This window comes from Pseudonocardia broussonetiae (assembly GCF_013155125.1).
GTDB lineage: Bacteria > Actinomycetota > Actinomycetes > Mycobacteriales > Pseudonocardiaceae > Pseudonocardia > Pseudonocardia broussonetiae.
Genome location: NZ_CP053564.1, coordinates 3,742,964 through 3,766,834 on the forward strand (window position 1 = coordinate 3,742,964; position 23,871 = coordinate 3,766,834).

The following is a 23,871-nucleotide window of genomic DNA, read 5'->3' on the forward strand; positions in this document are numbered from 1 at the left end:
ATGACGACGCTGTCCTACGCCGTGCACGTCACCCCCGGGATCCCGACGGCGATCCCCGACCTGCCGCCCGACCTCGACCGCCGCTGGTGGTCGCCCATCTCCGCGACCCTGGTCTCGGGCGAGCGCGACGCCGTCCTCGTCGACGCGTTCCTCACCGTCGAGCAGGCCACCGAGCTCGCCGCGTGGGTCGCGGCGTCGGGCAAGGACCTGACGACGATCTACATCACGCACGGACACGGCGACCACTGGTTCGGCCTGGCCACGCTGCTCGACCGCTTCCCCACCGCGCGCGCGGTGGCGACGCCCCGCACCGTGGCCCACGCGGAGGGGCAGGGCGCCCCGGAGTTCGTGGAGTCGTTCTGGCGCACGCGGTTCCCGGGCCAGGTGCCCGACCGGCTGGTCCTGCCCGAGCCGCTCGACGGCGACGTGATCGAGCTGGAGGGCGAGGAGCTGCGGATCGTCGACCTCGGCCACACCGACACCGACGACACGACCGCGCTGCACGTGCCGTCGCTGGGCCTCGTGGTCGCCGGCGACGCGGCCTACGACGACGTGCACCTCTACCTGGCCGAGTCGCCGGCGGTGGGGCGCAAGGCCTGGCTCGCCGCGCTCGACGTCCTCGAGGACCTGCGGCCCACCGCGGTGGTCGCCGGGCACAAGCGCGCGGGGCTGCCCGACGACCCCGCGGTGATCGACCGGACGCGGCGCTACATCCTCGACTTCGAGGAGCTGCTCGCCGCCGGTCCCACCACCGAGGAGCTCTACCGCGGGCTGCTGGAGCGCCACCCCGGCCGGGTCAACCCGGGTGCGGCGTGGGGGTCGGCGCGGTCGGCGACGGGCTGAGCCCGGCCAGCGCGGTCGTCGTCCGCAGCAGCCACGCCTCGTACTGCGCGGGCGTCCAGCCGTGCAGGCGGGTCGTGAGCAGGTAGGTCTCGGCCGCGACCAGGACGGTCGCGGTGTCGGCGAGGGCCTCGACGTCGCAGGGGCCGGGGAGCAGGCCGTCCTGCGCCAGCCGCGTCCAGAACGCGTGCGAGGCGTGGCGGGTGTGCGCGCGGGCCTGCTCCCAGAACCCGGCGATCAGCGGCTCGACGGCGGCCGCCTGCTGCGCCACCGCGAACAGCGCCCCGGCCCGCTCGACGATCTCCCGCGCCGCCGCGGCGTGCGCGGCCAGCCGCTCGGCGGCCGTGGGAGCGGTGAGCGCGGTCCGCATCCGGTCGCGGCCGAGCACGTCGACCGGCTCGGCGTCACCCACCACCGCCTGGTCGACGACCCGTCCCAGCAGCTCGGCCTTGCCCCCGAAGCGCACGTACACCGTGCGCGCGCCCACCCCGGCCGCCGCGGCGACGTCGGCCAGCGTGGTGCCGGCGTAGCCGCGCTCGACGAACAGCCGCGCGGCCGCGGCGACCACCTTCGCCTCGGTGGCGGCGATCCGGGTCGCGCTCGCGCGGTCGCGTCCGGTCGGCGTCTTGACGGGCTCGTCCACGAGATGCAGTCTAACTGCATTCTGCAGTCCCACTGCAATGGGAGGCTCCCATGGACGTGTCCACGGCTCCGGTGCTCGCCGGCGTCCACCACCTCAAGCTGCCCGTCTCCGACCTCGACCGCTCGCTCGACTGGTACGTGACCCGTCTCGGCTACCGGCTGCAGCAGGACTGGTTCGACGACGGGGTGCGCACGGGCGTCGGCATGACCCACCCCGCGGGCGGCCCGGACCTCGCGCTGCGCCACGACCCGGCGCGCGCCCGGGCCTCGGCCGGCTTCGACTTCTTCGCGATCGGCGTGCCCGACGAGGCCGCGATCCGCTCCCTCGCCGCCCGCCTCACCGCCCTGGGCGAGGAGCACGCGGGCGTGCACCTCGCGACGTTCGGCTGGATCCTGCCGCTGCTGCACGACCCCGACGGCCACGAGGTGCGCTTCTACACGACCGAGCACCACACCGACGTCACGTCGGTCCCCGAGGTGCACGACGCCGTGCGCACCGCGGCGCGGCGGGAGGCCTCGATCGCGCGGTCGGGGAAGGGGGCGGATTGAGTGCCACCACGGATGCCGCGGACGCCTCGGGTTCCTACCGTCTACGACCATGAGCAGCGCACCGGGCACGCAGGCCACCACCACCGCGGCGACGCGCGGGGCCGCGGCCGTCCCGGTGCTGATCGGAGCGGTGGCCGGCCTCGCCTGGGCCACCGCACTGCGCGGGCTGATGGTGCAGGTCGCGGGCCCGGAGTCGACCGTGGAGTGGGGCGGCACCGTCGGCGGGATCCTGCTGCCCGGTCTCGTCGCCGGCGCGCTGCTCGGCGCGGCCGAGCACCTGCGCCGCACCGGCCACCCGCACCGCGGGTGGCTGGCCCTCGCCCCGCTCGCGTTCGTGGTCGCGACCCCCGGTGTCCTCGTCTCGGTAATCACCGACGGCGGCATCGGCGGCGGCGCGATCGCCCTGCCGCTGCTCGGGATCGCGGGCGGGTGGGCGCTGGGCGGGCGCGGGCCGGTCGCGGCACGGGTCGTCGCCGGCGCGCTGCCGGTGGCCGGGGCGGTCGGCTGGGCGGTCGGCGCCCCCGCCATCGCCCCGGCGCTCGCCGTCACGACCGCCCGCGGGGCGTGGGTGGCGGTGCTGTTCGCCGCGCTGCTGGCCGTGCAGTCGCTGGGCTGCGCGGTCCCGCACCGGCCGGCGGGCGGGCCGCTCGTGCCGAGCGCGCGGGCGGCGGCCGTGATCGGCGCGGTCTGCGGGCTGGCGTGGGCGGCCGGGCTGCGCTCGCTGATGGTGGAGATCGCGGAGCCCGGGCCATCGCACGTCTCGTGGGCGGGGACGTTCGCCGGGATCCTGCTCCCGGGGCTCGTCGTCGGCGTCCTGCTCGGCCGCGCGCCGCACCGCCGTGGCCCCGGCCGGCTCCGCGGGGGGCGCGGGCGGTCGGCGGTCGGGGTGGTCGCCGGGGCCGCGGCCGCGGGCGTCGTGATCGCCGGTGGCCTGGGCGGCGGCGCGCTCGCCGTGGTCCTGTGCGGCCTGGCGGGCGGGTACGCGCTGGCCGGGTCCGGGCGCCCCGCGTTCCGGGTGGCGGCGGGCCTGCTGCCGGTGGCCGTCGTCGTCGCGTGGTCGGTGGCCACCGCGGTGGTGGGGCTCGACGAGCCCGGCACCGGCGCCCGCGGGGCCTGGGTCGCCGCCCTGCTCGCCTCGCACCTGGCCGTGCTCGCCCTGGCGTGCGCGCTCCCGTACCGGCGGCACCGGGCCCCGCTCGCCTGACGGCCGGCCCGACCACCCCCACCGTCAGACGACGTGCCGCCCGGCGGCGTGGTGGCCCATCCGGTCGCGCTTGGTGCGCAGGTAGCGCACGTTGTGCGGGTTCTCGGCCACCGGCAGCGCCACCCGGCCGACGATCTCCAGGCCGTGCCCGCCCAGCCCGCCGTACTTCGCCGGGTTGTTGGTGATCAGCCGGATCCGGCGGACGCCGAGGTCGGTGAGGATCTGCGCGCCCGTGCCGTAGCTGCGCGAGTCGACGGGCAGGCCCTGCGCGGTGTTGGCGTCGACGGTGTCGAGGCCCTCCTCCTGCAGCGCGTACGCGCGGATCTTGTGCGCGAGCCCGATCCCGCGGCCCTCGTGCCCGCGCAGGTACACCACGGCGCCGCAGCCCTCCTCGGCGATCGCGCGCAGCGCCTGCTCGAGCTGGGCGCCGCAGTCGCAGCGCAGCGAGCCGAGGATGTCGCCGGTGAGGCACTCGCTGTGCACGCGGATCAGGGCGCCGCGCTCGGTCGCGCCCGCGGCGGCCACGTCGCCCAGGACGAGCGCGAGGTGCTCGGTGCCGTCGAGCGCGGAGCGGTAGGCGGCGGCGCGGAAGTCGCCGAACACCGTCGGCATCGCCGACGTCGCGACGTGCTCGACGAGCTGCTCGGTGGCCCGGCGGTGGCGCACGAGGTCGGCGACGGCGAGCACCGGCAGGTCGTGCTCCGCGGCGAACGCGCGCAGCTCCTCGCCGCGGGCCATCGACCCGTCCGCCGCGACGATCTCCCCGATGACGGCGACGGGCACCTGCCCGGCCAGCCCCATCAGGTCGACGGCGGCCTCGGTGTGCCCGGCGCGCTCCAGCACGCCGCCCGCGCGGGCGCGCAGCGGGAACACGTGCCCGGGACGGCGCAGCTCGTCGGGCCGGGTGGCGGGGTCGGCGAGCGCGCGCAGGGTGCGGGCGCGGTCGGCGGCGGAGACGCCGGTGCCGCTGTCGAGGTGGTCGACGGTGACGGTGAACGCGGTGCCGTGGGCGTCGGTGTTGTCGGCGACCATCTGCGGCAGGTGCAGCGCCTCGACCCGCTCGGCGGGCATCGGCGCGCAGACGATGCCGGTCGTGTGCCGCACGACGAACGCCACCTGCTCCGCCGTCACGGTCGCGGCGGCGAGCACGAGGTCGCCCTCGTCCTCGCGGTCGGCGTCGTCGACGACGACGACCATCCGGCCCGCGGCCAGCGCCGCGACCGCGCGCTGCACCGCCCCGGTGGCCGGCAGCTCGGTGATCGTCGTCCCGTGGTCGTCGGTCGTGGGTGTCATCGGCACTCCTCGTCGGGGTCGTTCCGGGCGACGCTACGAGCCGCGCGGGCCCGCCTCTATCCGCGCATCGCGCCGCTCCATCCGTTCCGCGAAGCGCCGTGCGCGGCCGTCGGTGCGCGGCTATCACCCTGCGATCCGCGGATAGCGCGGGCGCCGCGACCGCCCCTAGCGTCGGCCGGCATGGACGAGACGATCGAGGCACCGGCCGCCGTGGAGCCCGGACGCATGCGGGAGGTCCTCGGGCACTTCGCCTCGGGGATCGTCGTGGTGACCGCGACGGGCCCGGACGGCCCGGTCGGCTTCACCTGCCAGTCGTTCGCGTCGCTGTCGCTCGACCCGCCGCTCGTCAGCTTCTGCCCGGCCCGGACGTCGTCGACGTGGCCGCGGATCCGGGAGATCGGCCGGTTCTGCGTCAACGTGCTCGCCGACGACCACCGCGAGCTGAGCACCGCGTTCGCGCGCTCGGGCACCGACAAGTTCGCCGGGGTGCCGTGGACGCCGTCGACGTCCGGGGCGCCCGTCCTCGACGGCGTCTGCGCCTGGATCGACTGCGCGCTCGCCGACGAGTACGACGGCGGCGACCACACCATCGTCCTGGGCCGCGTGCACGACCTCGGCGCCGACGCCGCCCGGCTCCCGCTGCTGTTCCACCGCGGCGCCTACGGCATCGCGGCGGGACGCGGGGAGTCCGAGGAGTCCTAGGCGCGCAGCGTGTCGCGCGGCAGCTCGCCGAACCGCTCGCGGTACTGCTGGGCGAACCGGCTCTGGTGCAGGAAGCCCCAGCGGACCGCGACGTCGGTGACGAGCGTGACCGACGGGTCGCTGCGCAGCAGCTCCGCGCGCACGTGGTCGAGCCGGATCCGGCGCAGGTGGCTCATCGGGGACTCGCCCAGCGCCTGCTGGAACGACGCGTGCAGCGTGCGCACGCTCATGCAGCCCACGCGGGCCAGCTCCTGCGGGGTCAGCGGCTCGTCGGCGTGCTGCTCCATGTAGTCCAGGACGGGCTGCAGCCGGCCGTGGCGCAGGGGCTCGGCGGGCGCGCGCAGGTCGTCGCTGTACTGGTGGCGACCGGTGTGCAGCAGCTGCGTCATCACGAACGCCTCGAACTGCTCGCGGGCCAGCGGGAGCTCGGCCAGGCCGCCGGGGCGGTCGAGCTCGCGGGCCAGGAACTCGACCGAGGACAGCAGCGTGGTGCCCTGCCCGGTCGAGAGGTCGAGCGCGAAGTCGAAGTCGACGATGTCGGTCACCGGCCGCCCGAGCAGGTCGCCCAGGTGCGTCTCCAGGCTGCGGCGCGGGATCTTGAGGATGAGCTGCTCGGCGTCGGGCGACCAGCGCACGGTGTTGCGCTGGTCGGGCGCGAGCACGATCCCGCTGCGCCCGCCGTGGGTGGAGGCGCGCCCGCCGTCGGTGCGGTCGGCGTCGGTGCGGCCCGCGACGGTGAGGTTGACGTGGTAGTTGTCCTCGGTCGCGGGCATCACGAGCTTGGCCGCGGACCGGTAGGTGAGGTAGCCCAGCGTGAAGCGCCGGTCGGTGACGGCGTTGAGCGTCATCTCGAGGTGGTCGGTGGGGGCCGTCAGCTCGTGCTCGAGGTAGATGCGGGTGACGGCGTCGCGCGCCTCGTCGAGGCTCCGGGTGCCCAGCACCGGGAACCGTGTCAGCAGTGCAGGGGGACCGGTCTCCATCGCCGTGCGACACCTCCCCGTGTCCGCCTCGTCCGGAGCGTAGGACGAGACGGAGGTCATGGCCAGCCGCTGAGCGCAGGCCGGTATCCGCAGGGTGCGGCCGTGGAGCGCGGGCGGCGGTTCTGCACGGAGCGGATCGAGGGCCGCCGCGCGCGGATATCGCGGCCGGTCCCGCCGTCCCTAGCGTCGGCCGCCACCAGCCGACGACGAGGGAGAGGTCGATGACGACCACCGCACCACCAGCGCTCGAGGAGCTCAAGCTCTTCATCCACGGGAAGTCGGTGGACGCCCGCTCGGGGCGCACCTTCGAGACCCAGAACCCCTACACCGGGCAGCCCTGGGCCCGGCTCGCCGACGGCGGGCCCGACGACGTCGACGAGGCCGTCGCGTCCGCCCGCGCCGCCTTCGAGGGCGAGTGGGGCGCGATGACCGGCTTCGCCCGCGCCGCGGTCCTGCGCCGCTGCGGCGACGCGATCGCGGCCAACGCCGAGCGGCTCGCGCGCCTGGAGGTCAACGACTCCGGGAAGCTCTACCGCGAGATGATCGGGCAGCTCAACGCCCTGCCGCAGTGGTACTACTACTTCTCCGGGCTGGCCGACAAGATCGAGGGGCGCACCGTCCCGCCGGTCAACCCGAACTACTTCGGCTACACCCGGCGCGAGCCGATCGGCGTCGTCGGGGCGATCACGCCGTGGAACTCGCCGCTGCTGCTGCTCACGTTCAAGCTGGCCCCGGCGCTGGCCGCGGGCTGCACCATGGTCGTGAAGCCGTCCGAGCACGCGCCCGCCTCGACCGTCGCGTTCGCGCAGATCCTGCACGAGGCCGGGCTCCCGGCGGGCGTGCTCAACGTCGTCACCGGCTGGGACCGCTCCACCGGCGAGGCCCTGGCGAGCCACGAGGGCGTCGACAAGATCGCGTTCACCGGCTCGTCGGCGACCGGCGCGAAGGTCGCGCAGGCCGCGGTGGCCAACTTCAACCGGGTCACCCTGGAGCTGGGCGGCAAGAGCCCGCAGATCGTCTTCCCCGACGCCGACCTCGACGCCGCGGCCAACGGGCTCGTCGCCGGCGTGTTCGCCGCGACCGGGCAGACCTGCATGGCCGGCTCCCGGCTGATCGTGCACGCCGACGTGCACGACGAGCTCGTGGCGAAGGTCGTCGCGCGGGCGGAGTCGATCGTGCTCGGCGACCCCAACGAGGCCGCCACCGAGATGGGGCCCGTCGCGAACCGGCCGCAGTACGAGAAGGTGCTCGGCTACCTGCAGGGCGCCGCCGCCGAGGGCGCCGTGTTCGCCTGCGGGGGAGAGCCCGACGCCGAGCGCGGCGGGCTGTTCGTCAAGCCGACCGTCGTCACCGGCGTGACGCCGGAGAACACCATCGTCCGCGAGGAGGTGTTCGGGCCGGTGCTGGCCGCGTACACGTTCACCGACGAGGACGAGGCGCTGAAGCTCGCCAACGACACGCCCTACGGCCTGGCCGGGGCGGTGTGGACCAAGGACGTGCACCGCGCGCACCGCGTCGCCGCGAAGCTCCGCGCCGGCACGATCTGGATCAACGCCTACCGCGTCATCGCGCCCAACATGCCCTTCGGCGGCTTCGGGGCCAGCGGCATCGGCCGGGAGAACGGCATCGACGCGATCGGTGAGTACACGGAGAACAAGTCGGTGTTCGTCGAGCTCACCGGCGGCACGCGCGACCCGTTCCAGCTCGGCTGAGCACCCTCCCCCCGCGCCCCTTCCCGCACACCAGGAGACCGCCATGACCGTCACCGCCAACGAGCGCCTCGGCCTCGCACCCACCGACCCCCGCCCGCCCGCCGAGACGCAGCCCGCGGCCGACCGCACCGAGACCAACCCGCTGTTCGGCGACCAGAAGATGAAGCTGGGCCTGTTCGGGACCAACTGCTCCTACGGCCTGATCATGAGCCACGCGCCCAGCAGCTACGAGATCACCTGGGAGCACACCAAGGAGATCGCGCAGCGCGCCGACCGGCTCGGGTTCGACGTGCTCGTCCCCGTCGCCCGCTGGAAGGGCTTCGGCGGGTCCACGAACTTCAACGGCAACTGCTTCGAGACCTACACCTGGGCCGCCGGGGTCGCCGAGGCGACCGAGCGGATCGCGATCGCCGCGACCTCCCACCTGCCGACGATGCACCCGATCGTCGCGGCCAAGCAGGCCACGACGGTCGACCGGATCTCCGGGGGCCGCTTCGCGCTGAACATGGTCATGGGCTGGGTGCCGCCGGAGATGGAGATGTTCGGCTCCGAGCAGCGCGAGCACGACGAGCGCTACGCCTACGGGCAGGAGTGGCTCGACTTCGTGAACAAGCTCTGGACCGAGCAGGGGACGTTCGGCATCCACTCGACGTACTTCGACGCGGAGCTGCTCGAGGCCTACCCGAAGCCGCACCAGGGCCCGCGGCCCGCGCTGATCAACGCGGGCAACTCGCCGTCGGGCATCGAGTTCTCGGCGCGCAACGTCGACTTCAACTTCGCCTCGCTGGACACCCTGGAGAACATCAAGGGGTACACGACCAAGCTCAAGGCGAAGGCGCGCGAGGAGTACCAGCGCGAGATCCACGCGATGACCTACGGCCTGGTCGTCTGCCGCGACACCGAGGAGGAGGCGAAGCGGGCGTTCCAGCAGGTCGTCGACGAGGGCGACTGGGGCGCGGCCGGCAACGTCATCAAGATCGCCGGGTCGGGCGCGAGCCAGTCGTTCGACCACGCCGTCAAGGAGATGCAGGAGCGCTTCATCGCCGGCTGGGGCGGCTACCCGATCGTCGGCACGCCCGAGCAGGTCACCGAGGAGCTCGGCCGGCTCAACGAGGCCGGCATGGAGGGCATGATCTTCGGGCTCATCGACTACAACGAGGAGCTCAAGTACTTCGGCGACGAGGTCATGCCCCTGCTCAAGCAGGCGGGCCTACGGCACTGACCTCCTGCGCCGCCGTGACGTCGGGCGCGGCGCCGACCGGCCGGCTGACCAGCACCACGGTCGTGCCGGCGGTGCCGCGCTGGATGTGCATCTCCTCCATGCACCCGCTCATCACGGCCAGGCCGTGGCCGCGGGTGTGGGCGGGCGGGGTGGCGGGCTGGTGGGCGCCCCAGCGGCCGCGGTCGAGCACCGTGGCCACGACGCGGCGCGCGCCGGCCGTGCGGCGGATCCAGGCGTGCAGGGTGACGGTCCCGGCCGTGCCCGGGTGGTAGGCGTGGTCGACGACGTTGGCGACGGCCTCGTTGACGGCCAGCTCCACGTCCTCGGCCTCGTCCTCGGGCCAACCCTGTCCGTTCAGCCAGGTGCGCACCAGCTTGCGCACGGGGCGCAGCGACGCGGCGTCGGCGGGCAGCACGGTCATGAGGTCGCCGGGGTGCTCGGGTCGGACGGCGCGGGGCTCGTCGATGGTGGTCATGCCTCTCCTCGCGGCCGCTCTGCTGGACCGCGGCAGCAGTATCCCCCGAGGCGGGGCCGCCGCGCACCGGCGGACCGGGATCACACAGGGGGGGGCGGGCCTCCCGCGTCATCCCGGCCGGGTCCCGGACTCCGACGGATCCGTCCGGTCGAGTGACGGTGCGTCGCAGGGCCGGTGGGACTCACCCCGTAGGGCTACGCTCCGCGCTCCGTGAGTGTCTGTGGAAAGGGGCGGGCATGAGCGCCGCGCACCCCGATCCGCCGCACGAGGGCCCGATCCTGGACCTCGTGCCGATCGTGCGACGGGTGGTGGGGGCGCGGATCGCCGACGCCGCGACCCGCGAGGACATCGTGCAGGAGACGCTGGCCCGGGTCGTGGCCTCGCGCTCGCGGATCGAGAACGACTCGCTCGTCCCGTACGCGGTGACGATCGCACGCAACCTGATCGCCTCGCTGGTGCAGCGCGAGCAGCGGGACCGGCGCAGCGCGCACCTGCTGGCCGACACCGACGACACCGAGCCCCGCCCCGACGAGGAGCTGCTGCGCCAGGAGGAGGCGTCGACCGTCGCCACCGCCATCGCCCGGCTCCCGGAGGAGGAACGGGCGATCCTGCTGGCGCACGAGGTCGACGGCACGGACACGGCCACGCTCGCGGCCGACCGCGGCTCGACGCCGGGCGCGATCGCCGCCCAGCTGAGCCGGACGCGCTCGCGGCTGCGCGTGGAGTACCTCGTCACGCAGAGCGGGTCCGAGCCGCCCACCGACCGGTGCCTTCCGGTGCTGGTCGCCGTGTCGTCGGGGGACCGGCGACGCCGCCGCGAGCTCGACGCCGACGGCCACCTCCTGTCCTGCGACTTCTGCAGCAGGCTGGCCCCGGGGCTCGTCCCGCCGCGGGCGCGCCGCCCGGCGACCGACGACACCCGCGTCCCCGTGCGCGAGGACGCCGACGTGGTGCTCGTCCGCCAGAAGGGCCGCGAGGTGGCCGCCGCCGCCGGGTTCTCCGGGACGGACCTCACCGTGATCGCCACCGCGATCTCGGAGATCGCGCGCAACATCGTGAAGTTCGCGGTGCGCGGCGAGTTCGTGTTCTCCGTGCTGGAGGAGGAAGAGGCGGGCGGGCGGACCGGCGTCCGGGTCGTGGCCCGCGACAGCGGCCCCGGCATCCGGGACGTCGCGCAGGCCCTGGAGGACGGCTACAGCACCTACCGCGGCCTGGGGCTGGGGCTCCCGGGCGCGCGGCGGCTGATGGACGAGTTCGAGGTGGTCAGCGAGGTCGGGCGCGGCACGACGGTGACGATGACCAAGTGGCGACGATGACCGAGTGGCGGCGTGACGTGATGGACGACGAGGGAGGCACGATGGCAGGGGACGGTCCGTCGGACGTGGAGGAGCACCACCGGCACGAGGAGGACGCGATGCTGCTGCCCGAGCTCGTCGCCCATCTGCGTGAGCACCGCACCGTGCTGCGCGAGGAGTGGGCGTCGCGGATCAACGAGGCCCACCTGCTGTCCGCGATGACACCGCAGGAGGTGTTCAGCGAGGTCACGTCCGTGTACGACAACTACGTCGGCGTGCTGGAGACGGGCAGCGTCGACGAGCTGCGCGACTACGCCCGGGACCTGTCGGAGCGCATCATCCCGCGCGGGGTCGAGACCCACGAGGTCATCGGGATCGTGCTGCTGCTGCGCGACGTCCTGGCCCGCTCGCTGTTCGAGAAGTACCGCGACGACTTCGACCTGCTCAACCGGGTCCTCAACGCCTACGAGCCGGCCGCCAACCGCATCGCCACGACCGTCGCGGGGAGCTTCGTCGAGGAGCGGGAGCGGGTGATCCGCCAGCAGCAGGACTCGCTGCGCGAGCTGTCCACCCCGGTCCTGCAGGTCCGGGAGCGGCTGCTCATCCTGCCGATCATCGGCGTGCTCGACACCGACCGGGCGCACCAGCTCACCGACCAGCTGCTGCACGCCATCCGCTCGCACCGCGCCCGGGTGGTCGTCATCGACATCACCGGCGTCCCCGACGTCGACGAGTCGGTGGCCGACCACCTCGTCAAGACCGTCGATGCCTCGCGGCTGATGGGCGCGGGCGTCATCATCACCGGGCTGTCCTCGGAGATCGCCCAGACCCTGGTGACGATCGGGGTCGACCTCAGCAAGATGAACACCGTCGGCGACCTGCAGGGCGGCATCGAGGAGGCCGAGCGGCTGCTCGGGTTCCGCGTCGTCAGGGCGGATGATGCCGACCGCTGACCTCGAGCCCTCCGGGCCGCTCCGCGTGTCGATCCTGACGCAGGGCGGCTACCTCGTCGCGTCCGTGCACACGGCGCTCGACGACGGCCAGCTCCTGCGCTTCCGGCGCGACCTCCTCGACCAGATCGGCAGCCGGCGGTCCCGCGGGGTGGTCATCGACGTCGGCGCGCTCGACGTCATCGACTCGTTCGCCTGCCACACGCTGCGCACCATCGCCGAGGTCGCGCGGCTGCGGGGCGCCGAGACCGTCGTCGTGGGCATCCGGCCCGACGTCGCGCTGGCCATGGTGGAGCTCGGCGCCTCGCTGGGCCCCGTGACCACCGCGCTCGACCTCGAGGAGGCGTTCGAGGTGCTCGCCGACCGGGCCGCGGTGCCCCCGGCCGGGCCGCTGCGATGAGCGCCGCCCTCGAGCGCCTGCGCCGCAACTACGGCGTCGGTTTCCTGCGCTACCTGGGCCGCCGCGACGAGAGCTCGCTGCTGTCGGCCTACGAGATCGGCCGCGCCGGGCTGACCGGCGGGGTCGGCCTGCTCGACGTCGTCCAGGTCCACCACACCGTCCTCCTCGACGCCCTGCGCACGGCCCGCCCCGACGAGATCGAGGACGTCGCCGAGGCGGCGGCCGCGTTCCTCGTCGAGGTGCTGGCCTCCTTCGAGATGACGAACCGCGCGGCCCTGGCCCGCGCCGCGGCGCCGCCGCGAGGCGACGCCCCCACCTCCTCCTGACCAGCGGGTTCCTCCCTCCCGCGTCATCCCCGCCGGTGCGGGCCGTCCCCATGTGTGACGTCCTGACATCCGGCGCGAGCCGGCCACCGTCTCCGGGCGGGGCGGTGCGGGCACATGCCGCCGCCCCGTCCGGGGCCACCGGGAGGAGACCCCTGATGACCACCCACGACGATCCCCGCGGAACGGACGCCGACCCCCGGCTCGAGGGCCTCGCGCGGTTCCTGCTGGCGCGGCTCGACGAGGACGAGGCGGCGGCGCGGGCGGTGGTGCTCTCCGGGGACCTGCTCCCGTACGAGTCGATCCTGCAGACCGCCGACCACGGCGCCCGGCACGGCCCGCTGCGGGTCCTGCGCGAGGTGGCGGCCACGAAGGCGGCGGTGTCGCGCATCCTCGAGGCCGGGCCGCCCGGGTCCGACCCGGCGCACGCGCTCGTCGCGGCCCTCGCCTGCGTGTTCGCCGAGCACCCGGACTTCGACCCGGAGTGGCTGGCCGTCGTCGACGAGGGGACCGAGACGCCCGACAACGTCGTGCAGCTCCCGCTGCTCGGCTGAGGCCGGGCACCGCACCCGATCGGCGGAAACGCTCCCCCCGGGCGGCCCGGACGGGCAGTCTGGGCGGGTGGACGCGCTGCCGGAGCCGGTGAGCCCGATGCTCGCGACCGCCGGCGACCCGCCGGCGGGGCCGGGCTGGGCGGTCGAGTTCAAGTGGGACGGCGTGCGCGCCGTGCTCGCCGCCGCGGGCGACGCGGTGCGGATCGCCAGCCGCAACGGCAACGACATCACCGGCGGCTACCCCGAGATCGTCGCGGCCGGGATCGGCGCGGGGCGCTCGGTGCTCGTCGACGGGGAGCTCGTCGCGCTCGACGCGCAGGGCCGGCCCGACTTCGGGCTGCTGCAGCAGCGGATGCACGTGCGCGGCCCCGCGCCCGAGCTGCGCGAGCGCGTCCCGGTCCTGTTCTACGTGTTCGACGTGCTGGTCCTCGACGGCGCGAGCCTGCTGCCCGAGCCCTACGACGCGCGGCGCGAGGTGCTGCTGGGCCTCGGCCTGGACGCGCTGCCGGGTGTCGGCGTGCCGCCCTCGGTGCCCGACGTCAGCGGGGCGCAGATGCTCGAGGTCGCCCGGCAGCACGGGCTGGAGGGCATCGTCGCGAAGCGGCGCGCGGCCCGCTACGACCCGGGGCGGCGGTCACCGGCGTGGGTCAAGACGGCGCTGGTGCGGACCCAGGAGGTGCTCGTCGGCGGCTGGAGCCCCGGACAGGGCCGCCGGGCGTCGACGATGGGAGCGCTGCTGCTGGGCGCCCGCGACCGCGCCGGGCGGCTGCGCTACCTCGGCCACGTCGGCACCGGCTTCACCGAGGCGGTGCTGCGCGACCTGATGGCCCGCATGGCCCCGCTGCGGCGCGACCGCAGCCCCTTCGACGAGGAGGTGCCCCGCGAGCACGTCCGCGGCGTGCGGTGGGTGGAGCCGCGGCTGGTGGGGGAGGTGCGCTATCGCACGCTGACCACCGACGGCCGGCTCCGGCACGCGGCGTGGCGCGGGCTGCGCCCGGACCGGGATCCCGACGAGATCGTGCTCGACCTGCCGTGACCGGTCCGCCACGATGGGCGGCGTGATCGACGCCGGACCCGTGCGCATCGCCCTGCTCGGTGCGTTCCGCGTGGTGGTGGGCGACCGCGAGGTGCCCGCCGACGGGTGGCCGGGACGCCGGGCGGCCGAGCTGGTGGCGCTGCTCGCCCTCGCCGAGCGGCGCCGGCTGCAGCGCGAGCAGGTGGTCGAGGCCCTGTGGCCGCACCTCGCGCCCGCCGCCGGCGCGGCCAACCTGCGCAAGGCCGCCCACCAGGCCCGCCAGGTGCTGGGCCGGGAGGACGGCGTCGTGCTGGCCGGCGGGCGGGTCGCGCTGCTCCCGTCCGCGGAGGTCGACCTCGACCGGTTCCTGCTGCTGGCCGCCGACGCCGTCCGCTCCGGCGACGCGCGGGCGGCGGGCGCCGCGGCGGACGCCTGCACCGGCGAGCTGCTGCCCGAGTACCGCTACGAGGAGTGGGTGCAGGACCCGCGCGAGCGGGTGCGCGCCCGGCACGTCGAGGTGCTGCGGCTGGCCGGGCGGTGGGCGCGGCTGGTCGAGGTCGAGCCCGCCGACGAGCACGCCCACCAGGAGCTGGTGCGGGCGGCGCTGCGCGCGGGCGACCGGCACGGGGCGATCCGCTGGTACGGGCGACTGCGCACGGCCCTGCAGAGCGAGCTGGGGGTGGCCCCGGGCCCGCGCAGCCGGGCGCTGTACGAGGAGTGCGTCGCCGGGCTCGGCCCGGCCGCGACCGCGTTCGTCGGGCGGCAGGTCGAGCTGGCCCGCGCCGGAGCGGCGCTGGGGGACGCCGCGGACCCGGGCGCCCTCGCCGTCCGCGGCCCCGCCGGGATCGGCAAGTCCGCGCTGTGCGGCGAGGTCGCGGCCCTGGCCGGGGCGGCGGGGCGGCTCGTCGTCACGGTCACGGCCGCGGCGGGCGACGGCCCGTACGCGCCGCTCGCCGCCGCCGTCGAGGAGCTGGTGGGGCGCGACCGGGGCCTGCTCGACGCCGTGCCCGCCGCCACCCGCGCGGTGCTCGCCGGGCTGACGCCGCTGGCCGGGTCGGGGCAGCCCCCCGATCCGGCGCTGCACCGGCACCGGATCGTCGGCGCCGTGCACCGGCTGCTCACCGCGGCGGCCCCGCCCGCGGGGGTCGTGCTCGTCGTCGACGACGCCCACCTCGCCGACGACGCCACGGTCGAGACCTGCGTCCAGGTCGCCCGGACCCGCGGGCCGCGGCCGCTGCTCGTGGTCCTGTCCTACCGGGCCGACGCCGCCCGCACCGCGCTGGTGCGCGGCGTCGCGGGGCTGGAGCGGGCGGGGCGGTGCGCGGTCGTGGACCTCGGCCCGATGCCGCGCGCCGACGTCGAGGCGCTCGTCGTCGCGGGGGCCCCGCAGCGCCCGGGCCCGGCCGCGCTGGCGCGGATCGTGGACACCGCGCACGGCAACCCGTTCCTCGCGCTCGAGCTGGCCCGGGCCGGGGACGCGCCGGCGGTGCCGCGGTCGGTGTGGGAGACGGTCGCGGCCCGGTTCCTCGACCTCGACGAGCCCATCGCCGCCATGCTGCGCCGCCTCGCGGTGGCCGGCGGCGACCTCGGCCCCGGCGGCGTGCTCGCCCTGACCGGGCTGCCCGAGGCCGACGGGTTCGCGCTGCTGGACGCGGGGCTCGCGGCCGGCGCGCTGGTCGTCGACGACGGGCGCTACCGGTTCCGCCACGACCTCGTCCGCCGCGCGCTCGCCGAGCAGGTGCCCCCGCACCACCGGGTCGCGATGCACCGCGACACCGCGCGCCGGCTGGCGGGGGCGGGCGCGGAGCCCTCGCGCGTCGCCCGGCACTGGCTCGACGGCGACCGGCCCGACGAGGCCGTGCCCTTCCTGCTCGCCGCCGCGGAGCGCGCCCACCGGCTCGGCGCGTTCGGCGACGCCCTGCGCCACGTCGACGCCCTGCTGGAGCACGACCCGGGCCACGCCGACGCGCTGTGCCTGCGCGCCGAGGTCCTCGACGCCCTGGGCGACCTGCGCGCCCCGGCCGCCTACGGGCTGGCGGCCGACGCCGCGGGGGAACCGGCCGCGCAGGAGATCCGCTCGAAGCAGGCGCTGGCCCAGGTCAAGCGCGGCGACCCGCCCGGCGCCCTGGTCACGCTGCGGGGCCTGGAGCCGGTCACGGTCGGGGGCCGGCTCGCGCACGCCCTGGCCTGGGCCGGCGCCGCGGTGCTCGGGTTCGCCGACCCCGAGACGGGCACGGCGAAGGCCGCGGAGAGCCGGCGCCTCGCGCTGGAGTCCGGCGACGCCCCGTCGCTGGTCATCGCCTCCTGGGCGCAGGCCGCGGCCGCGCACGCCCGCGGCGAGCTGCGCGCCAGCGTCGTCGCCGACCTGCTGGAGACCGCGGCCCTGCCCGAGCTCGCCACCAGCGTCTTCGACGGGCACCTCTGCATCAACCAGCGCCTGCTCTACGGCGCCCGGCCCTACGCCGACGTCCTGGCGTTCGCCGACGCCTTCGCCGCCGAGGCCGAGCGGCTCGGCGCGGCCCGGGGCCTCGCGTACGCGGTGACGCTGCGGGGCGAGGCGCTGCTGCTGTCCGGGCGGCTGGAGGAGGCGGAGACCGCGCTCGGCGAGGCGATCCGGTTGAGCCGGGCGAGCGGCGGCGCGGTGGGGGAGTCGCTGGCGCTGCAGCGCCGCGCCGAGATCGCCCTGCACCGGGGCGACGCCCGAGGCGCCGACCTGCTGCTCGACGAGGCGCTCGCCGTCGCCCGCGAGTCCGACGTCGGGTTCCACCTGCTCGACCGCATCTACGGCACCCGGATCGCCGCGGCGGCCGACCCCGACGCCGCGCTGGCCGCCCTCGACGACGCCGAGGACTCCGTCCGCGGGCCGCTGGAGACCTGCCCCGGCTGCCGGATCACGCTCGTCGTCCCGGGCGCGATCGCGGCGGCGCGCGGGGGCGACCTCGACCGCGCGGCCGAGTACGGGACGTCGGCGGAGTGGCTCGCCGGCGTCGTCATGCGGCTGCCGGGCTGGGACGCGGCGCTCGACGAGGTCCGCGGCCACCGGGCGCGGGCGGCGGGGGAGCCGTCCGCGGCGCACTTCGCGGCGGCGGCCGCCGGGTTCGGGGCGGCGGGGCAGCCGCTCGACGCGGCGCGCTGCGCGGCGCTCGCGAGCGCCCCCGAACGCTCCCGATGATCGAGAACGTTCCAGGAACGCCCGCGCGGGAGGCTCCGCCGCACACCCGTTGCACCGACCCGAGGAGCCTCCCGTGCAGACACTCACCCCCGATACCGTGCCCGTCGTCATCAAGGACGAGAACGTCGAGGTCCGCCTCACGCAGGTCGGCGAGATGACCGTCTCGTTCATCCGCCTCACCGAGGGCACCGACCTCGGGCCGGCGCTCGTCGGGCTCCCCGGCGACACCTGCTCGTGCCCGCACTGGGGCTACATGCTGGAGGGGCGCCTGCTCATGCGCGTGCCCGGCGGCGACCGCACCTACTCCGCGGGCGAGGCCTTCTACTGGGCGCCCGGGCACGCGCCCTTCGCGCTCACCGACTGCGCCTACGTCGACTTCTCGCCCACCGCGGAGTTCGACACGGTGATCGCGCACCTCACCCGGGGCTGACGGGCGGGCCGCCGTCGGTCCCCACCAGCACCACGACCGCCGCGGCGCCGGGGCGCGCGGTCGCACCGGGATCGGCGGCCAGCACCCGCAGGCCCGCCAGGGCCGCCGCGCCGCAGGGCCCGAGGGGGACCCCGGCGGCGCGGAGGTCGGCCACCGCGGCCAGCGCCTGGTCGTCGGTGACCGCGACCGCGGCGTCGAGCCGCTCCGCGATCACCGGCCAGGCGGTCGAGGACACGGTGCCGCAGTTGAGCCCGGCCATCACCGTGGGCGCCGAGGTGTCGACGGTGACCGGCCGCCCGGCCGCGAGCGAGCGGCCCACGCAGGCCGCGCCGACCGGCTCGACGGCCAGCACCGCCGGCGGGCGCGAGCGGTGGTGCTGCAGCGCGGCCTGCAGCAGCGAGCCGACGCCCGTGGGCACCACGAGGAGGTCCGGCGCCGCGCCGAGCTGCTCGTCGACCTCGGCGAACAGCGTCCCGTAGCCGTCGACGACCCAGCCGGGGACGTCCTCGTACCCGGGGCGGGCGGTGTCCTGCACCAGCACGTCGTCGCCCCGCACCGACGCCGCGGCGTGGCGCACCACGTCGTCGTAGACCAGGTCGGTCGGGACGACCTCGGCCCCCTCGCCCGCGACGGAGTCGGCGACGGCCGGGTCGAGACCGCCCGGCAGGTGGACGCGTGCCCGCACCCCGAGCAGCCGCGCCATCCGGGCCAGCGCGCGCCCGTGGTTGCCGTCGGTGGCCGTGACCAGGGTCGGCGCCGTTCCGGCCGTGCGGCGCCGCAGCTCGTCGAGCGAGCGCGCGGGGTCCGCGTGCCCGGCCCGCGCGCTGAGCGCCCGGTTGACCGCCCACGACGCGCCGAGCACCTTGAACGCCGGCAGGCCGAGCCGCTCGGACTCGTCCTTGACCCACACCTGCCCCACGCCCAGCTCCGCCGCGAGGGCGGGCAGCGGCGTCAGCGGGGTGGGGCGGTAGCCGGGCAGGGTCGCGTGGAACTCCCGGGGGAGCACGGCCAGGTCGCCCCCGGATGCCGGTATGGGTCCCATCGACTCCGTCTCAGAGGCTGTTGTTCGCGTCTCCCATGGCGCGGAGTGTGGCCGATGATCACCGCGCGCGCCTACCGTGGGCCCCATGACCGGATGGGTGCGGCCCTGGGTGCAGATGGTGGAGATCGCGGTGTCGGCACCGGTGGTGATCGGGATCAGGACGGTCGGGATGGTGCGCGGCGGGTGGCCGCCCACGGCGAAGGCCCGTCGCGAGTACTCGCGCATGGTGCGGGAGAAGACGGAGGGGTTCACGCGCGCCGCCGTCGTGGCGGTCACGACGCCGCCGCGCGACACGGCCCGCCTCGCCGCCGCCGTCCTCGCGCCGGTGCACCAGCGGGTGGTGGCGAACCGCAGGAGGCTGGGCGGGTGGTGACCCGCCTCCTGGTCACCGGGGCCGCCGGCAGCATCGGCACGGACCTGCGTCCGCGTCTCGCCCGGCCCGGCCGGGTGCTGCGGCTGATGGACCTCGTCCCCGTCCCGGACCCCGGGCCGGGCGAGGAGGTCGTCACGGGGTCGGTCACCGACCGCGACGCCGTCGCCGCGGCGGTGGCGGGCGTCGACGCCGTCGTCCACCTGGCCGGGATCCCCGACGAGGCGCCGTGGGGCGACATCGTCGCGGCCAACGTCGACGGCACCCAGGCGGTGCTCGACGCCGCCGCCCGCGCCGGGGTCGGGCACGTCGTGCTCGCGTCGAGCAACCACGCCGCCGGCTTCCACACCCGCGACGCCGCCGGGCCGCTCCCGGCGACCGCCGAGCCCCGCCCGGACACCTTCTACGGCTGGAGCAAGGCGGCGCTGGAGGCGCTCGGGCGGCTCTACCACGACCGCTGCGGCACCCACGTCGTCTGCCTGCGCATCGGCTCGTGGGCGCAGCGCCCGGGCGACGCCCGCGCCCTGTCGACGTGGATCTCGCCCGACGACGGCGGCCGGCTGGTCGAGGCCGCCCTGGCCGCACGTGGCTTCCACACGGTGTGGGGGGTGTCGGCGAACACCCGCCGCTGGTGGTCGCTCGACGAGGGCGCGGCGCTGGGCTACCACCCGCTCGACGACGCCGAGGCGCACGCGGCCGGCCTGCTCGGCGACGCCGACGGCCCCGACCTCACCGGTCCCGTCCACCACCGCGTCGGCGGGGCCTTCACCGTGGCGCCGCTCGGGGAGCGGCTCGACTCCTGACTCACCGGCCTGCTCACCGACGGGGCGGCACCGGCACCCGCACCAGGTCCTCGGCCACCACGACGTCCCCGCCGAACACCGCGGCCGCCTGCTCGCCGAACCGGGCGGGGTCGGGGTAGCGCTGGGAGAAGTGGGTGAGCACGAGCGTGCGCACCCCGGCGCGCGCGGCGACCGCCCCGGCCTGGCCCGCCGTCAGGTGGCCGTAGGTGTGCGCCAGGTCGGCGTCCTCGTCGAGGAAGGTCGACTCGATCACCAGCAGGTCGACGCCCTCGGCCAGCGCGTGCACGCCGTCGCACAGGCGGGTGTCCATGACGAACGCGGCCTTCTGGCCCGGCCGCGGCTCGCTGACCTCCTCGAGCGCGACGCCCCCGAGGGACCCGGTGCGCTGCAGCTCCCGGACGGCGGGGCCGTGGACGCCGGCGGCGGCGAGGCGGTCAGGCAGCATCCGGCGGCCGTCGGGCTCGACGAGGCGGTAGCCGTACGCCTCGACACCGTGGTCGAGGCGGCGCACCTCGAGGTGCGGCTCGTCGGCGACCGGGCCGTCTGCGGTGATCGGGTGCTCGCGCACGTCGAGGACGTCGTGGAACGGGGTGGCGTGGCGCAGGCGGTCGAACCACGCCTGCCCCGACGCCGGGAAGTGCGCGTGCACGGGGTGCGCCACGCGGTCGAGCGAGAGCCGCTGCACGACCCCGGGCAGGCCCAGGCAGTGGTCGCCGTGGAAGTGCGTCAGGCAGATGCGGGTGATCGCCGAGCTCGCGACGCCGGCCAGCAGCAGCTGGCGCTGGGTGCCCTCGCCGGGGTCGAACAGGAGGCCGTGGCCGTCCCAGCGGAGCAGGTAGCCGTTGTGGTTGCGCCGCCGGGTCGGGGCCTGGCTGGCGGTGCCGAGCACCACGAGCTCCCGGTCGGACACGGCCGCGACCCTACGCGCCGGCCCGGGCGGGGGGCCCGGACCGGCGCCGGGGGCGTCAGGCGGCGCGGGCCGCGGCGAAGCGCTGCGCGGCGTCGTCCCAGTTGACGACGTTCCACCAGGCCTTGACGTAGTCCGGCTTCACGTTCTTGTACTGCAGGTAGAACGCGTGCTCCCACATGTCGAGCATGACGATCGGCACGACGCCGACCGGCACGTTCCCCTGCTGGTCCCACAGCTGCAGGATGTGCAGGCGCTGCCCGAGCGGGTCGTAGGCGAGCACGCCCCAGCCCGACCCCTGGATGGTGGTCGAGGCGGCCGTGAACTGGGCCTGGAAGGCGTCGAAGGACCCGAAGGCCTCGTCGATCGCGCTCGCGAGGTCGCCGGTGGGCTTGCCGCCGCCGTCGGGGGAGAGGTTCTTCCAGAACAGCGAGTGGTTGATGTGCCCGCCGAGGTTGAACGCGAGGGTCTTCTCCAGGCCGACGATCGCGCCGAAGTCGCCGCCCTCGCGGGCCGTGGCGAGCTTGTCGAGTGTCTCGTTGAGCGCGTTGACGTAGGTCTGGTGGTGCTTCGAGTGGTGCAGCTCCATGATCTCGCCCGCGATGTGCGGCGCGAGCGCGCCGTAGTCGTAGGGGAGGTCGGGCAGCGAGTACTGGGCCACGGTGCAGCTCCTTCTCTCGATCTTCTCCGGTGGTGCCATCATCTTGCTGTAGCCAACGTATCCACGCAGCGACGGCGGGATAGCGTGCGTCCCGTGGTCGCGGCGGTGGTGTGGGACATGGACGGCACGCTCCTCGACTCGGTCGACGCCATCGCCGCGGCGTTCGCGGCGGTCACCGGCCGCCCGCCGATCCCGCCGGCCGAGGTCGAGCGCCTCTTCCGGTTACCCACGCCGGCGGCGATCCTCACGGACCTGGCCGGAACCGACGCGGGCCCCGCGGAGGTCGACGCCTTCTACGCGGCGCTGGCCGTCGAGGCCGAGGGCGTCGAGCCCTACCCGGGCGTCCACGACGTCCTGGCCGCGCTCGCCGGGCGCGTCCCGACCGGGGTGTTCACCGGCTCGAACGCCGTCGCGACCGGCATCCTGCTGCGCGCGACCGGCCTGCACGACCTGCTCGACACCGTCGTCGCCGGCGACGACGTGGCCCGTCGCAAGCCGCATCCCGACGGGCTGGAGCTCGCCTGCCGGCGGCTCGGGGTGGCGCCCGCCGCGGCGCTCTACGTCGGCGACACCGACAGCGACCTGACCACCGCCGTCAACGCCGGCGCGGTCCCGGTCGCGGCGGCGTGGGGGCACAACCACCGGCCCGGCGCGGTCGGCGCGGCGGTGGCCGCCCGCCCGGCCGACGTGCTGGCGCTGCTGGATGCCGGCCCGGACCGGCCGACTCGCGCCGCGCGCTCCTGATCAGCAGACTGCCCCGATGAGCCGCTTCTCCGCGACCACCGCGTCGGAGGCCGTCGTGGCCGCCGACCGCTCCCGGATCTGGGCGGTGCTGCGCGACCCCGTCCTGCTGCCGCAGCTGACGCCGCTGCTGCGGAAGATCGAGACCGACGGCGACCGGTGGCGGTGGCACCTCGTCGGGCTGTCGGTGCTCGGCGTCGGGATCAGCCCGGTGTTCACCGAGCGGATGGTGTTCGACGAGGGCGACGGTGACGGCCACCGCATCGACTACACCCACGCCCCGCCGCCCGGCGTGCGCGAGAGCACCGGCGCCGAGGGCTGGTACGTCCTCACCGACGAGCCCGGCGGCGGCACGCGGCTCGCGATCAGCCTCGGTCTGAGCGTGGAGCTGCCGCTCCCGCGGCTCGCGGCCCCGGCCGTCACCGCCGTGATGAAGGAGACGATGCAGCGGATGGGCGACCGCTTCTCCGCGAACCTGCTGCGCCACCTCGGCGTTCCGGCCCGGTAGGTTGACCGGCGTCCAGGAGAACGTGACGTGAACGGACCCCGCCCCGGCGGGGGTGGCGAGGCAGGGGTGTGCGGTGACCGGCCCCCTCGGCGCGCTCGACCGCCGCATCGTCGGCGCGCTGCAGGTCGACGGCCGCGCCGCCTGGGAGCGGATCGCCGCCGTGCTCGGCGAGCCCGAGGGCACCGTCGCCCGGCACGGGGCGGCGCTGCTGGGTGAGGGCGGGGTCCGGGTCGTCGGCGTGCCGGCGCCGGAGGCTGGCGCGGTCGTGCACCTGCGCTGCGGGCCCGGTCAGGAGCGGGTGGCCGTGCTCGCGCTGGCCCGTCGCGGCGACACCCGCTGGGCGCACCTGCTCGCGGGCCCGGCCGGGGGCGTCGCGGAGATCCGCTGCCCGCCCGACCGGCTCGCCCGGCTCGTCGGCGACGAGCTGCCCCGCGTGCCCGGCCTCGTCGACGCCACCGCCGACACGGTCCTGCGCCACGTCCGCACCGAGGACGAGTGGCGTCCCGGCCTGCTCGCCACCGAGGAGTGCGACGCCCTGTCCGAGCACCTGCCCCCGCCCGGCGACGCGCCGTTCGGCGAGGTCAAGGAGCTGAGCCCGAGCGACCGCATGCTGCTCACCGCCCTGCAGTTCGACGCCCGCCGCGGCGACGAGGAGCTGGCCGAGGTCACCGGGCTCTCGCGCAGCGCCGTGCCCCGCCGCGTCGACCGCCTCCGCCGCGACGGCCGCCTGCGCATCCGCGTCGTCGTCGACCCGGCCCGGATCGGGTTCCCCCTGCGCGCCGTCGTGCGCGCGTCGGCGGTGCCGCGGGACGTGGCGGCCGTGGCCGCCGGGCTGCGCCGCGAGCCCTGGGTGCTGCGGGCGTGCCGCGTCACCGGCGACCGCCCATTGCTGGCCGAGGTCGCGGTGCCCGGAGTCGACGCCCTGCACGACCTCACCACCGACGCCCCCTGGCTCGACCGCGTCACCGCCCTGGACACCGCGGTGGTCGTCGGCACGCTCAAGGACGGCGGGCTGTTCAGCCCGCCCGCCCCGCGCTCGTCCTGGGACTGACCGCCGCCCGCGGGTGCCGCCGGCGACGAT

26 protein-coding genes are annotated in these 23,871 nt (G+C 76.0%); 19 read left to right on the forward strand and 7 right to left on the reverse strand.

The window, feature by feature from the left end; translation table 11 throughout:
• Positions 1-843, forward strand: coding sequence for an MBL fold metallo-hydrolase (locus HOP40_RS18455; RefSeq protein WP_172160259.1), 843 nt, complete (start codon positions 1-3; stop codon positions 841-843).
• Here the strand turns inward: HOP40_RS18455 and HOP40_RS18460 are convergent.
• On the reverse strand, positions 797-1,483 hold the full coding sequence (locus HOP40_RS18460; protein WP_172160261.1) for a TetR/AcrR family transcriptional regulator: 687 nt from the start codon (positions 1,481-1,483) through the stop codon (positions 797-799). The two genes, HOP40_RS18455 and HOP40_RS18460, sit on opposite strands and share 47 nt — an antisense overlap.
• A gap of 50 nt (positions 1,484-1,533) precedes the next feature.
• On the opposite strand from HOP40_RS18460, the gene HOP40_RS18465 reads away from it, so the two are divergent.
• Together HOP40_RS18465 and HOP40_RS18470 are read left to right on the forward strand one after the other, a co-directional pair.
• On the forward strand, positions 1,534-2,031 hold the full coding sequence (locus tag HOP40_RS18465) for a VOC family protein (RefSeq protein WP_172160263.1): 498 nt from the start codon (positions 1,534-1,536) through the stop codon (positions 2,029-2,031).
• A 49-nt stretch (positions 2,032-2,080) separates the two neighbouring features.
• Positions 2,081-3,235 (forward strand): hypothetical protein, encoded by a 1,155-nt coding sequence (locus HOP40_RS18470; RefSeq protein WP_172160265.1) that lies wholly within the window; start codon positions 2,081-2,083, stop codon positions 3,233-3,235.
• A gap of 24 nt (positions 3,236-3,259) precedes the next feature.
• Here the strand turns inward: HOP40_RS18470 and HOP40_RS18475 are convergent, their stop codons facing one another.
• The gene (locus HOP40_RS18475) at positions 3,260-4,528 is read right to left on the reverse strand and encodes a bifunctional 3,4-dihydroxy-2-butanone-4-phosphate synthase/GTP cyclohydrolase II (protein WP_172160267.1); all 1,269 of its coding nucleotides are present in this window, start codon (positions 4,526-4,528) and stop codon (positions 3,260-3,262) included.
• A gap of 180 nt (positions 4,529-4,708) precedes the next feature.
• On the opposite strand from HOP40_RS18475, the gene HOP40_RS18480 reads away from it, so the two are divergent.
• Positions 4,709-5,230: a flavin reductase family protein gene (locus HOP40_RS18480; RefSeq protein ID WP_205346809.1), complete on the forward strand. Its 522-nt coding sequence runs from the start codon at positions 4,709-4,711 to the stop codon at positions 5,228-5,230.
• Here the strand turns inward: HOP40_RS18480 and HOP40_RS18485 are convergent.
• Entirely contained in the window at positions 5,227-6,210 is a 984-nt protein-coding gene (locus tag HOP40_RS18485) for an AraC-like ligand-binding domain-containing protein (RefSeq protein WP_172160268.1), read from the reverse strand. The two genes, HOP40_RS18480 and HOP40_RS18485, sit on opposite strands and share 4 nt — an antisense overlap.
• A gap of 221 nt (positions 6,211-6,431) precedes the next feature.
• On the opposite strand from HOP40_RS18485, the gene HOP40_RS18490 reads away from it, so the two are divergent.
• Together HOP40_RS18490 and HOP40_RS18495 are read left to right on the forward strand one after the other, a co-directional pair.
• Positions 6,432-7,922: an aldehyde dehydrogenase gene (locus HOP40_RS18490; protein ID WP_172160270.1), complete on the forward strand. Its 1,491-nt coding sequence runs from the start codon at positions 6,432-6,434 to the stop codon at positions 7,920-7,922.
• 43 nt (positions 7,923-7,965) lie between these two features.
• The gene (locus HOP40_RS18495) at positions 7,966-9,144 is read left to right on the forward strand and encodes an LLM class flavin-dependent oxidoreductase (RefSeq protein WP_172160272.1); all 1,179 of its coding nucleotides are present in this window, start codon (positions 7,966-7,968) and stop codon (positions 9,142-9,144) included.
• On the opposite strand, the gene HOP40_RS18500 is transcribed toward HOP40_RS18495, so the two are convergent.
• Positions 9,119-9,619, reverse strand: a complete 501-nt coding sequence (locus HOP40_RS18500; RefSeq protein ID WP_172160274.1) for an ATP-binding protein — start codon at positions 9,617-9,619, stop codon at positions 9,119-9,121. The two genes, HOP40_RS18495 and HOP40_RS18500, sit on opposite strands and share 26 nt — an antisense overlap.
• A gap of 236 nt (positions 9,620-9,855) precedes the next feature.
• Here HOP40_RS18500 and HOP40_RS36615 point away from each other — a divergent pair, with 236 nt between their 5' ends.
• The 8 genes from HOP40_RS36615 (at position 9,856) to HOP40_RS18540 (ending at position 17,758) form a co-directional block, all read left to right on the forward strand.
• Entirely contained in the window at positions 9,856-10,935 is a 1,080-nt protein-coding gene (locus tag HOP40_RS36615; RefSeq protein WP_172160276.1) for a sigma-70 family RNA polymerase sigma factor, read from the forward strand.
• 41 nt (positions 10,936-10,976) lie between these two features.
• Complete coding sequence (locus HOP40_RS18510) at positions 10,977-11,867, forward strand: STAS domain-containing protein (protein ID WP_172160278.1); 891 nt, start codon at positions 10,977-10,979, stop codon at positions 11,865-11,867.
• A complete protein-coding gene (locus HOP40_RS18515) occupies positions 11,854-12,264 on the forward strand; it encodes an STAS domain-containing protein (protein ID WP_172160280.1) in 411 nt (136 codons plus the stop codon). Before HOP40_RS18510 ends, HOP40_RS18515 begins: the two co-directional genes overlap by 14 nt.
• Positions 12,261-12,590 (forward strand): phosphatase RsbU N-terminal domain-containing protein, encoded by a 330-nt coding sequence (locus HOP40_RS18520; RefSeq protein WP_172160282.1) that lies wholly within the window; start codon positions 12,261-12,263, stop codon positions 12,588-12,590. Before HOP40_RS18515 ends, HOP40_RS18520 begins: the two co-directional genes overlap by 4 nt.
• Positions 12,591-12,745: 155 nt before the next feature.
• Positions 12,746-13,141 carry a DUF6221 family protein gene (locus HOP40_RS18525; protein WP_205346810.1) on the forward strand — a complete coding sequence of 132 codons (396 nt, stop codon included), beginning with the start codon at positions 12,746-12,748 and terminating at the stop codon, positions 13,139-13,141.
• Between the two features lie 67 nt (positions 13,142-13,208).
• Positions 13,209-14,177: a non-homologous end-joining DNA ligase gene (ligD, locus tag HOP40_RS18530; RefSeq protein WP_338053016.1), complete on the forward strand. Its 969-nt coding sequence runs from the start codon at positions 13,209-13,211 to the stop codon at positions 14,175-14,177.
• A gap of 22 nt (positions 14,178-14,199) precedes the next feature.
• Positions 14,200-17,328, forward strand: a complete 3,129-nt coding sequence (locus HOP40_RS18535; protein WP_205346811.1) for an ATP-binding protein — start codon at positions 14,200-14,202, stop codon at positions 17,326-17,328.
• A 73-nt stretch (positions 17,329-17,401) separates the two neighbouring features.
• Positions 17,402-17,758 carry a cupin domain-containing protein gene (locus HOP40_RS18540; RefSeq protein WP_172160286.1) on the forward strand — a complete coding sequence of 119 codons (357 nt, stop codon included), beginning with the start codon at positions 17,402-17,404 and terminating at the stop codon, positions 17,756-17,758.
• On the opposite strand, the gene HOP40_RS18545 is transcribed toward HOP40_RS18540, so the two are convergent.
• Positions 17,745-18,800: a pyridoxal-phosphate dependent enzyme gene (locus tag HOP40_RS18545; protein ID WP_172160288.1), complete on the reverse strand. Its 1,056-nt coding sequence runs from the start codon at positions 18,798-18,800 to the stop codon at positions 17,745-17,747. The two genes, HOP40_RS18540 and HOP40_RS18545, sit on opposite strands and share 14 nt — an antisense overlap.
• 85 nt (positions 18,801-18,885) lie before the next feature.
• Between HOP40_RS18545 and HOP40_RS35960 the strand changes: the two genes are divergently transcribed.
• Together HOP40_RS35960 and HOP40_RS18550 are read left to right on the forward strand one after the other, a co-directional pair.
• Positions 18,886-19,173: a hypothetical protein gene (locus tag HOP40_RS35960; RefSeq protein WP_240157134.1), complete on the forward strand. Its 288-nt coding sequence runs from the start codon at positions 18,886-18,888 to the stop codon at positions 19,171-19,173.
• A complete protein-coding gene (locus HOP40_RS18550; RefSeq protein ID WP_240157135.1) occupies positions 19,167-19,973 on the forward strand; it encodes an NAD-dependent epimerase/dehydratase family protein in 807 nt (268 codons plus the stop codon). The genes HOP40_RS35960 and HOP40_RS18550 overlap by 7 nt, the downstream gene beginning before the upstream one ends.
• A 13-nt stretch (positions 19,974-19,986) precedes the next feature.
• Here the strand turns inward: HOP40_RS18550 and HOP40_RS18555 are convergent, their stop codons facing one another.
• Together HOP40_RS18555 and HOP40_RS18560 are read right to left on the reverse strand one after the other, a co-directional pair.
• Positions 19,987-20,883 carry a ribonuclease Z gene (locus HOP40_RS18555; protein ID WP_172160292.1) on the reverse strand — a complete coding sequence of 299 codons (897 nt, stop codon included), beginning with the start codon at positions 20,881-20,883 and terminating at the stop codon, positions 19,987-19,989.
• Positions 20,884-20,938: 55 nt separating this feature from the next.
• Positions 20,939-21,541: a superoxide dismutase gene (locus HOP40_RS18560; RefSeq protein ID WP_172160294.1), complete on the reverse strand. Its 603-nt coding sequence runs from the start codon at positions 21,539-21,541 to the stop codon at positions 20,939-20,941.
• A gap of 93 nt (positions 21,542-21,634) precedes the next feature.
• Here HOP40_RS18560 and HOP40_RS18565 point away from each other — a divergent pair, with 93 nt between their 5' ends.
• The 3 genes from HOP40_RS18565 to HOP40_RS18575 all read left to right on the forward strand — a co-directional run bounded on the left by HOP40_RS18565 (position 21,635) and on the right by HOP40_RS18575 (position 23,841).
• Positions 21,635-22,285 carry an HAD family hydrolase gene (locus HOP40_RS18565; protein ID WP_172160296.1) on the forward strand — a complete coding sequence of 217 codons (651 nt, stop codon included), beginning with the start codon at positions 21,635-21,637 and terminating at the stop codon, positions 22,283-22,285.
• Positions 22,286-22,301: 16 nt separating this feature from the next.
• Positions 22,302-22,790 carry an SRPBCC family protein gene (locus tag HOP40_RS18570; RefSeq protein ID WP_172160298.1) on the forward strand — a complete coding sequence of 163 codons (489 nt, stop codon included), beginning with the start codon at positions 22,302-22,304 and terminating at the stop codon, positions 22,788-22,790.
• A gap of 73 nt (positions 22,791-22,863) precedes the next feature.
• Positions 22,864-23,841 (forward strand): AsnC family transcriptional regulator, encoded by a 978-nt coding sequence (locus tag HOP40_RS18575; protein ID WP_172160300.1) that lies wholly within the window; start codon positions 22,864-22,866, stop codon positions 23,839-23,841.
• Positions 23,842-23,871: the final 30 nt, after the last annotated feature.

What these genes read in the sequence shown, in the direction of transcription:
- HOP40_RS18510 (WP_172160278.1), top strand. Translation starts at nt 10,977, where the DNA reads ATGGCAGGGGACGGTCCGTCGGACGTGGAGGAGCACCACCGGCACGAG.
- HOP40_RS18470 (WP_172160265.1), top strand. Translation starts at nt 2,081, where the DNA reads ATGAGCAGCGCACCGGGCACGCAGGCCACCACCACCGCGGCGACGCGC.
- HOP40_RS18570 (WP_172160298.1), top strand. Translation starts at nt 22,302, where the DNA reads ATGAGCCGCTTCTCCGCGACCACCGCGTCGGAGGCCGTCGTGGCCGCC.
- HOP40_RS18500 (WP_172160274.1), bottom strand. Translation starts at nt 9,619, where the DNA reads ATGACCACCATCGACGAGCCCCGCGCCGTCCGACCCGAGCACCCCGGC.
- HOP40_RS18525 (WP_205346810.1), top strand. Translation starts at nt 12,746, where the DNA reads ATGACCACCCACGACGATCCCCGCGGAACGGACGCCGACCCCCGGCTC.
- HOP40_RS18475 (WP_172160267.1), bottom strand. Translation starts at nt 4,528, where the DNA reads ATGACACCCACGACCGACGACCACGGGACGACGATCACCGAGCTGCCG.
- HOP40_RS18515 (WP_172160280.1), top strand. Translation starts at nt 11,854, where the DNA reads ATGCCGACCGCTGACCTCGAGCCCTCCGGGCCGCTCCGCGTGTCGATC.
- HOP40_RS18545 (WP_172160288.1), bottom strand. Translation starts at nt 18,800, where the DNA reads ATGGGACCCATACCGGCATCCGGGGGCGACCTGGCCGTGCTCCCCCGG.
- HOP40_RS36615 (WP_172160276.1), top strand. Translation starts at nt 9,856, where the DNA reads ATGAGCGCCGCGCACCCCGATCCGCCGCACGAGGGCCCGATCCTGGAC.
- HOP40_RS18495 (WP_172160272.1), top strand. Translation starts at nt 7,966, where the DNA reads ATGACCGTCACCGCCAACGAGCGCCTCGGCCTCGCACCCACCGACCCC.
- HOP40_RS18490 (WP_172160270.1), top strand. Translation starts at nt 6,432, where the DNA reads ATGACGACCACCGCACCACCAGCGCTCGAGGAGCTCAAGCTCTTCATC.
- HOP40_RS18485 (WP_172160268.1), bottom strand. Translation starts at nt 6,210, where the DNA reads ATGGAGACCGGTCCCCCTGCACTGCTGACACGGTTCCCGGTGCTGGGC.
- HOP40_RS35960 (WP_240157134.1), top strand. Translation starts at nt 18,886, where the DNA reads ATGACCGGATGGGTGCGGCCCTGGGTGCAGATGGTGGAGATCGCGGTG.
- HOP40_RS18520 (WP_172160282.1), top strand. Translation starts at nt 12,261, where the DNA reads ATGAGCGCCGCCCTCGAGCGCCTGCGCCGCAACTACGGCGTCGGTTTC.
- HOP40_RS18480 (WP_205346809.1), top strand. Translation starts at nt 4,709, where the DNA reads ATGGACGAGACGATCGAGGCACCGGCCGCCGTGGAGCCCGGACGCATG.
- HOP40_RS18465 (WP_172160263.1), top strand. Translation starts at nt 1,534, where the DNA reads ATGGACGTGTCCACGGCTCCGGTGCTCGCCGGCGTCCACCACCTCAAG.
- HOP40_RS18455 (WP_172160259.1), top strand. Translation starts at nt 1, where the DNA reads ATGACGACGCTGTCCTACGCCGTGCACGTCACCCCCGGGATCCCGACG.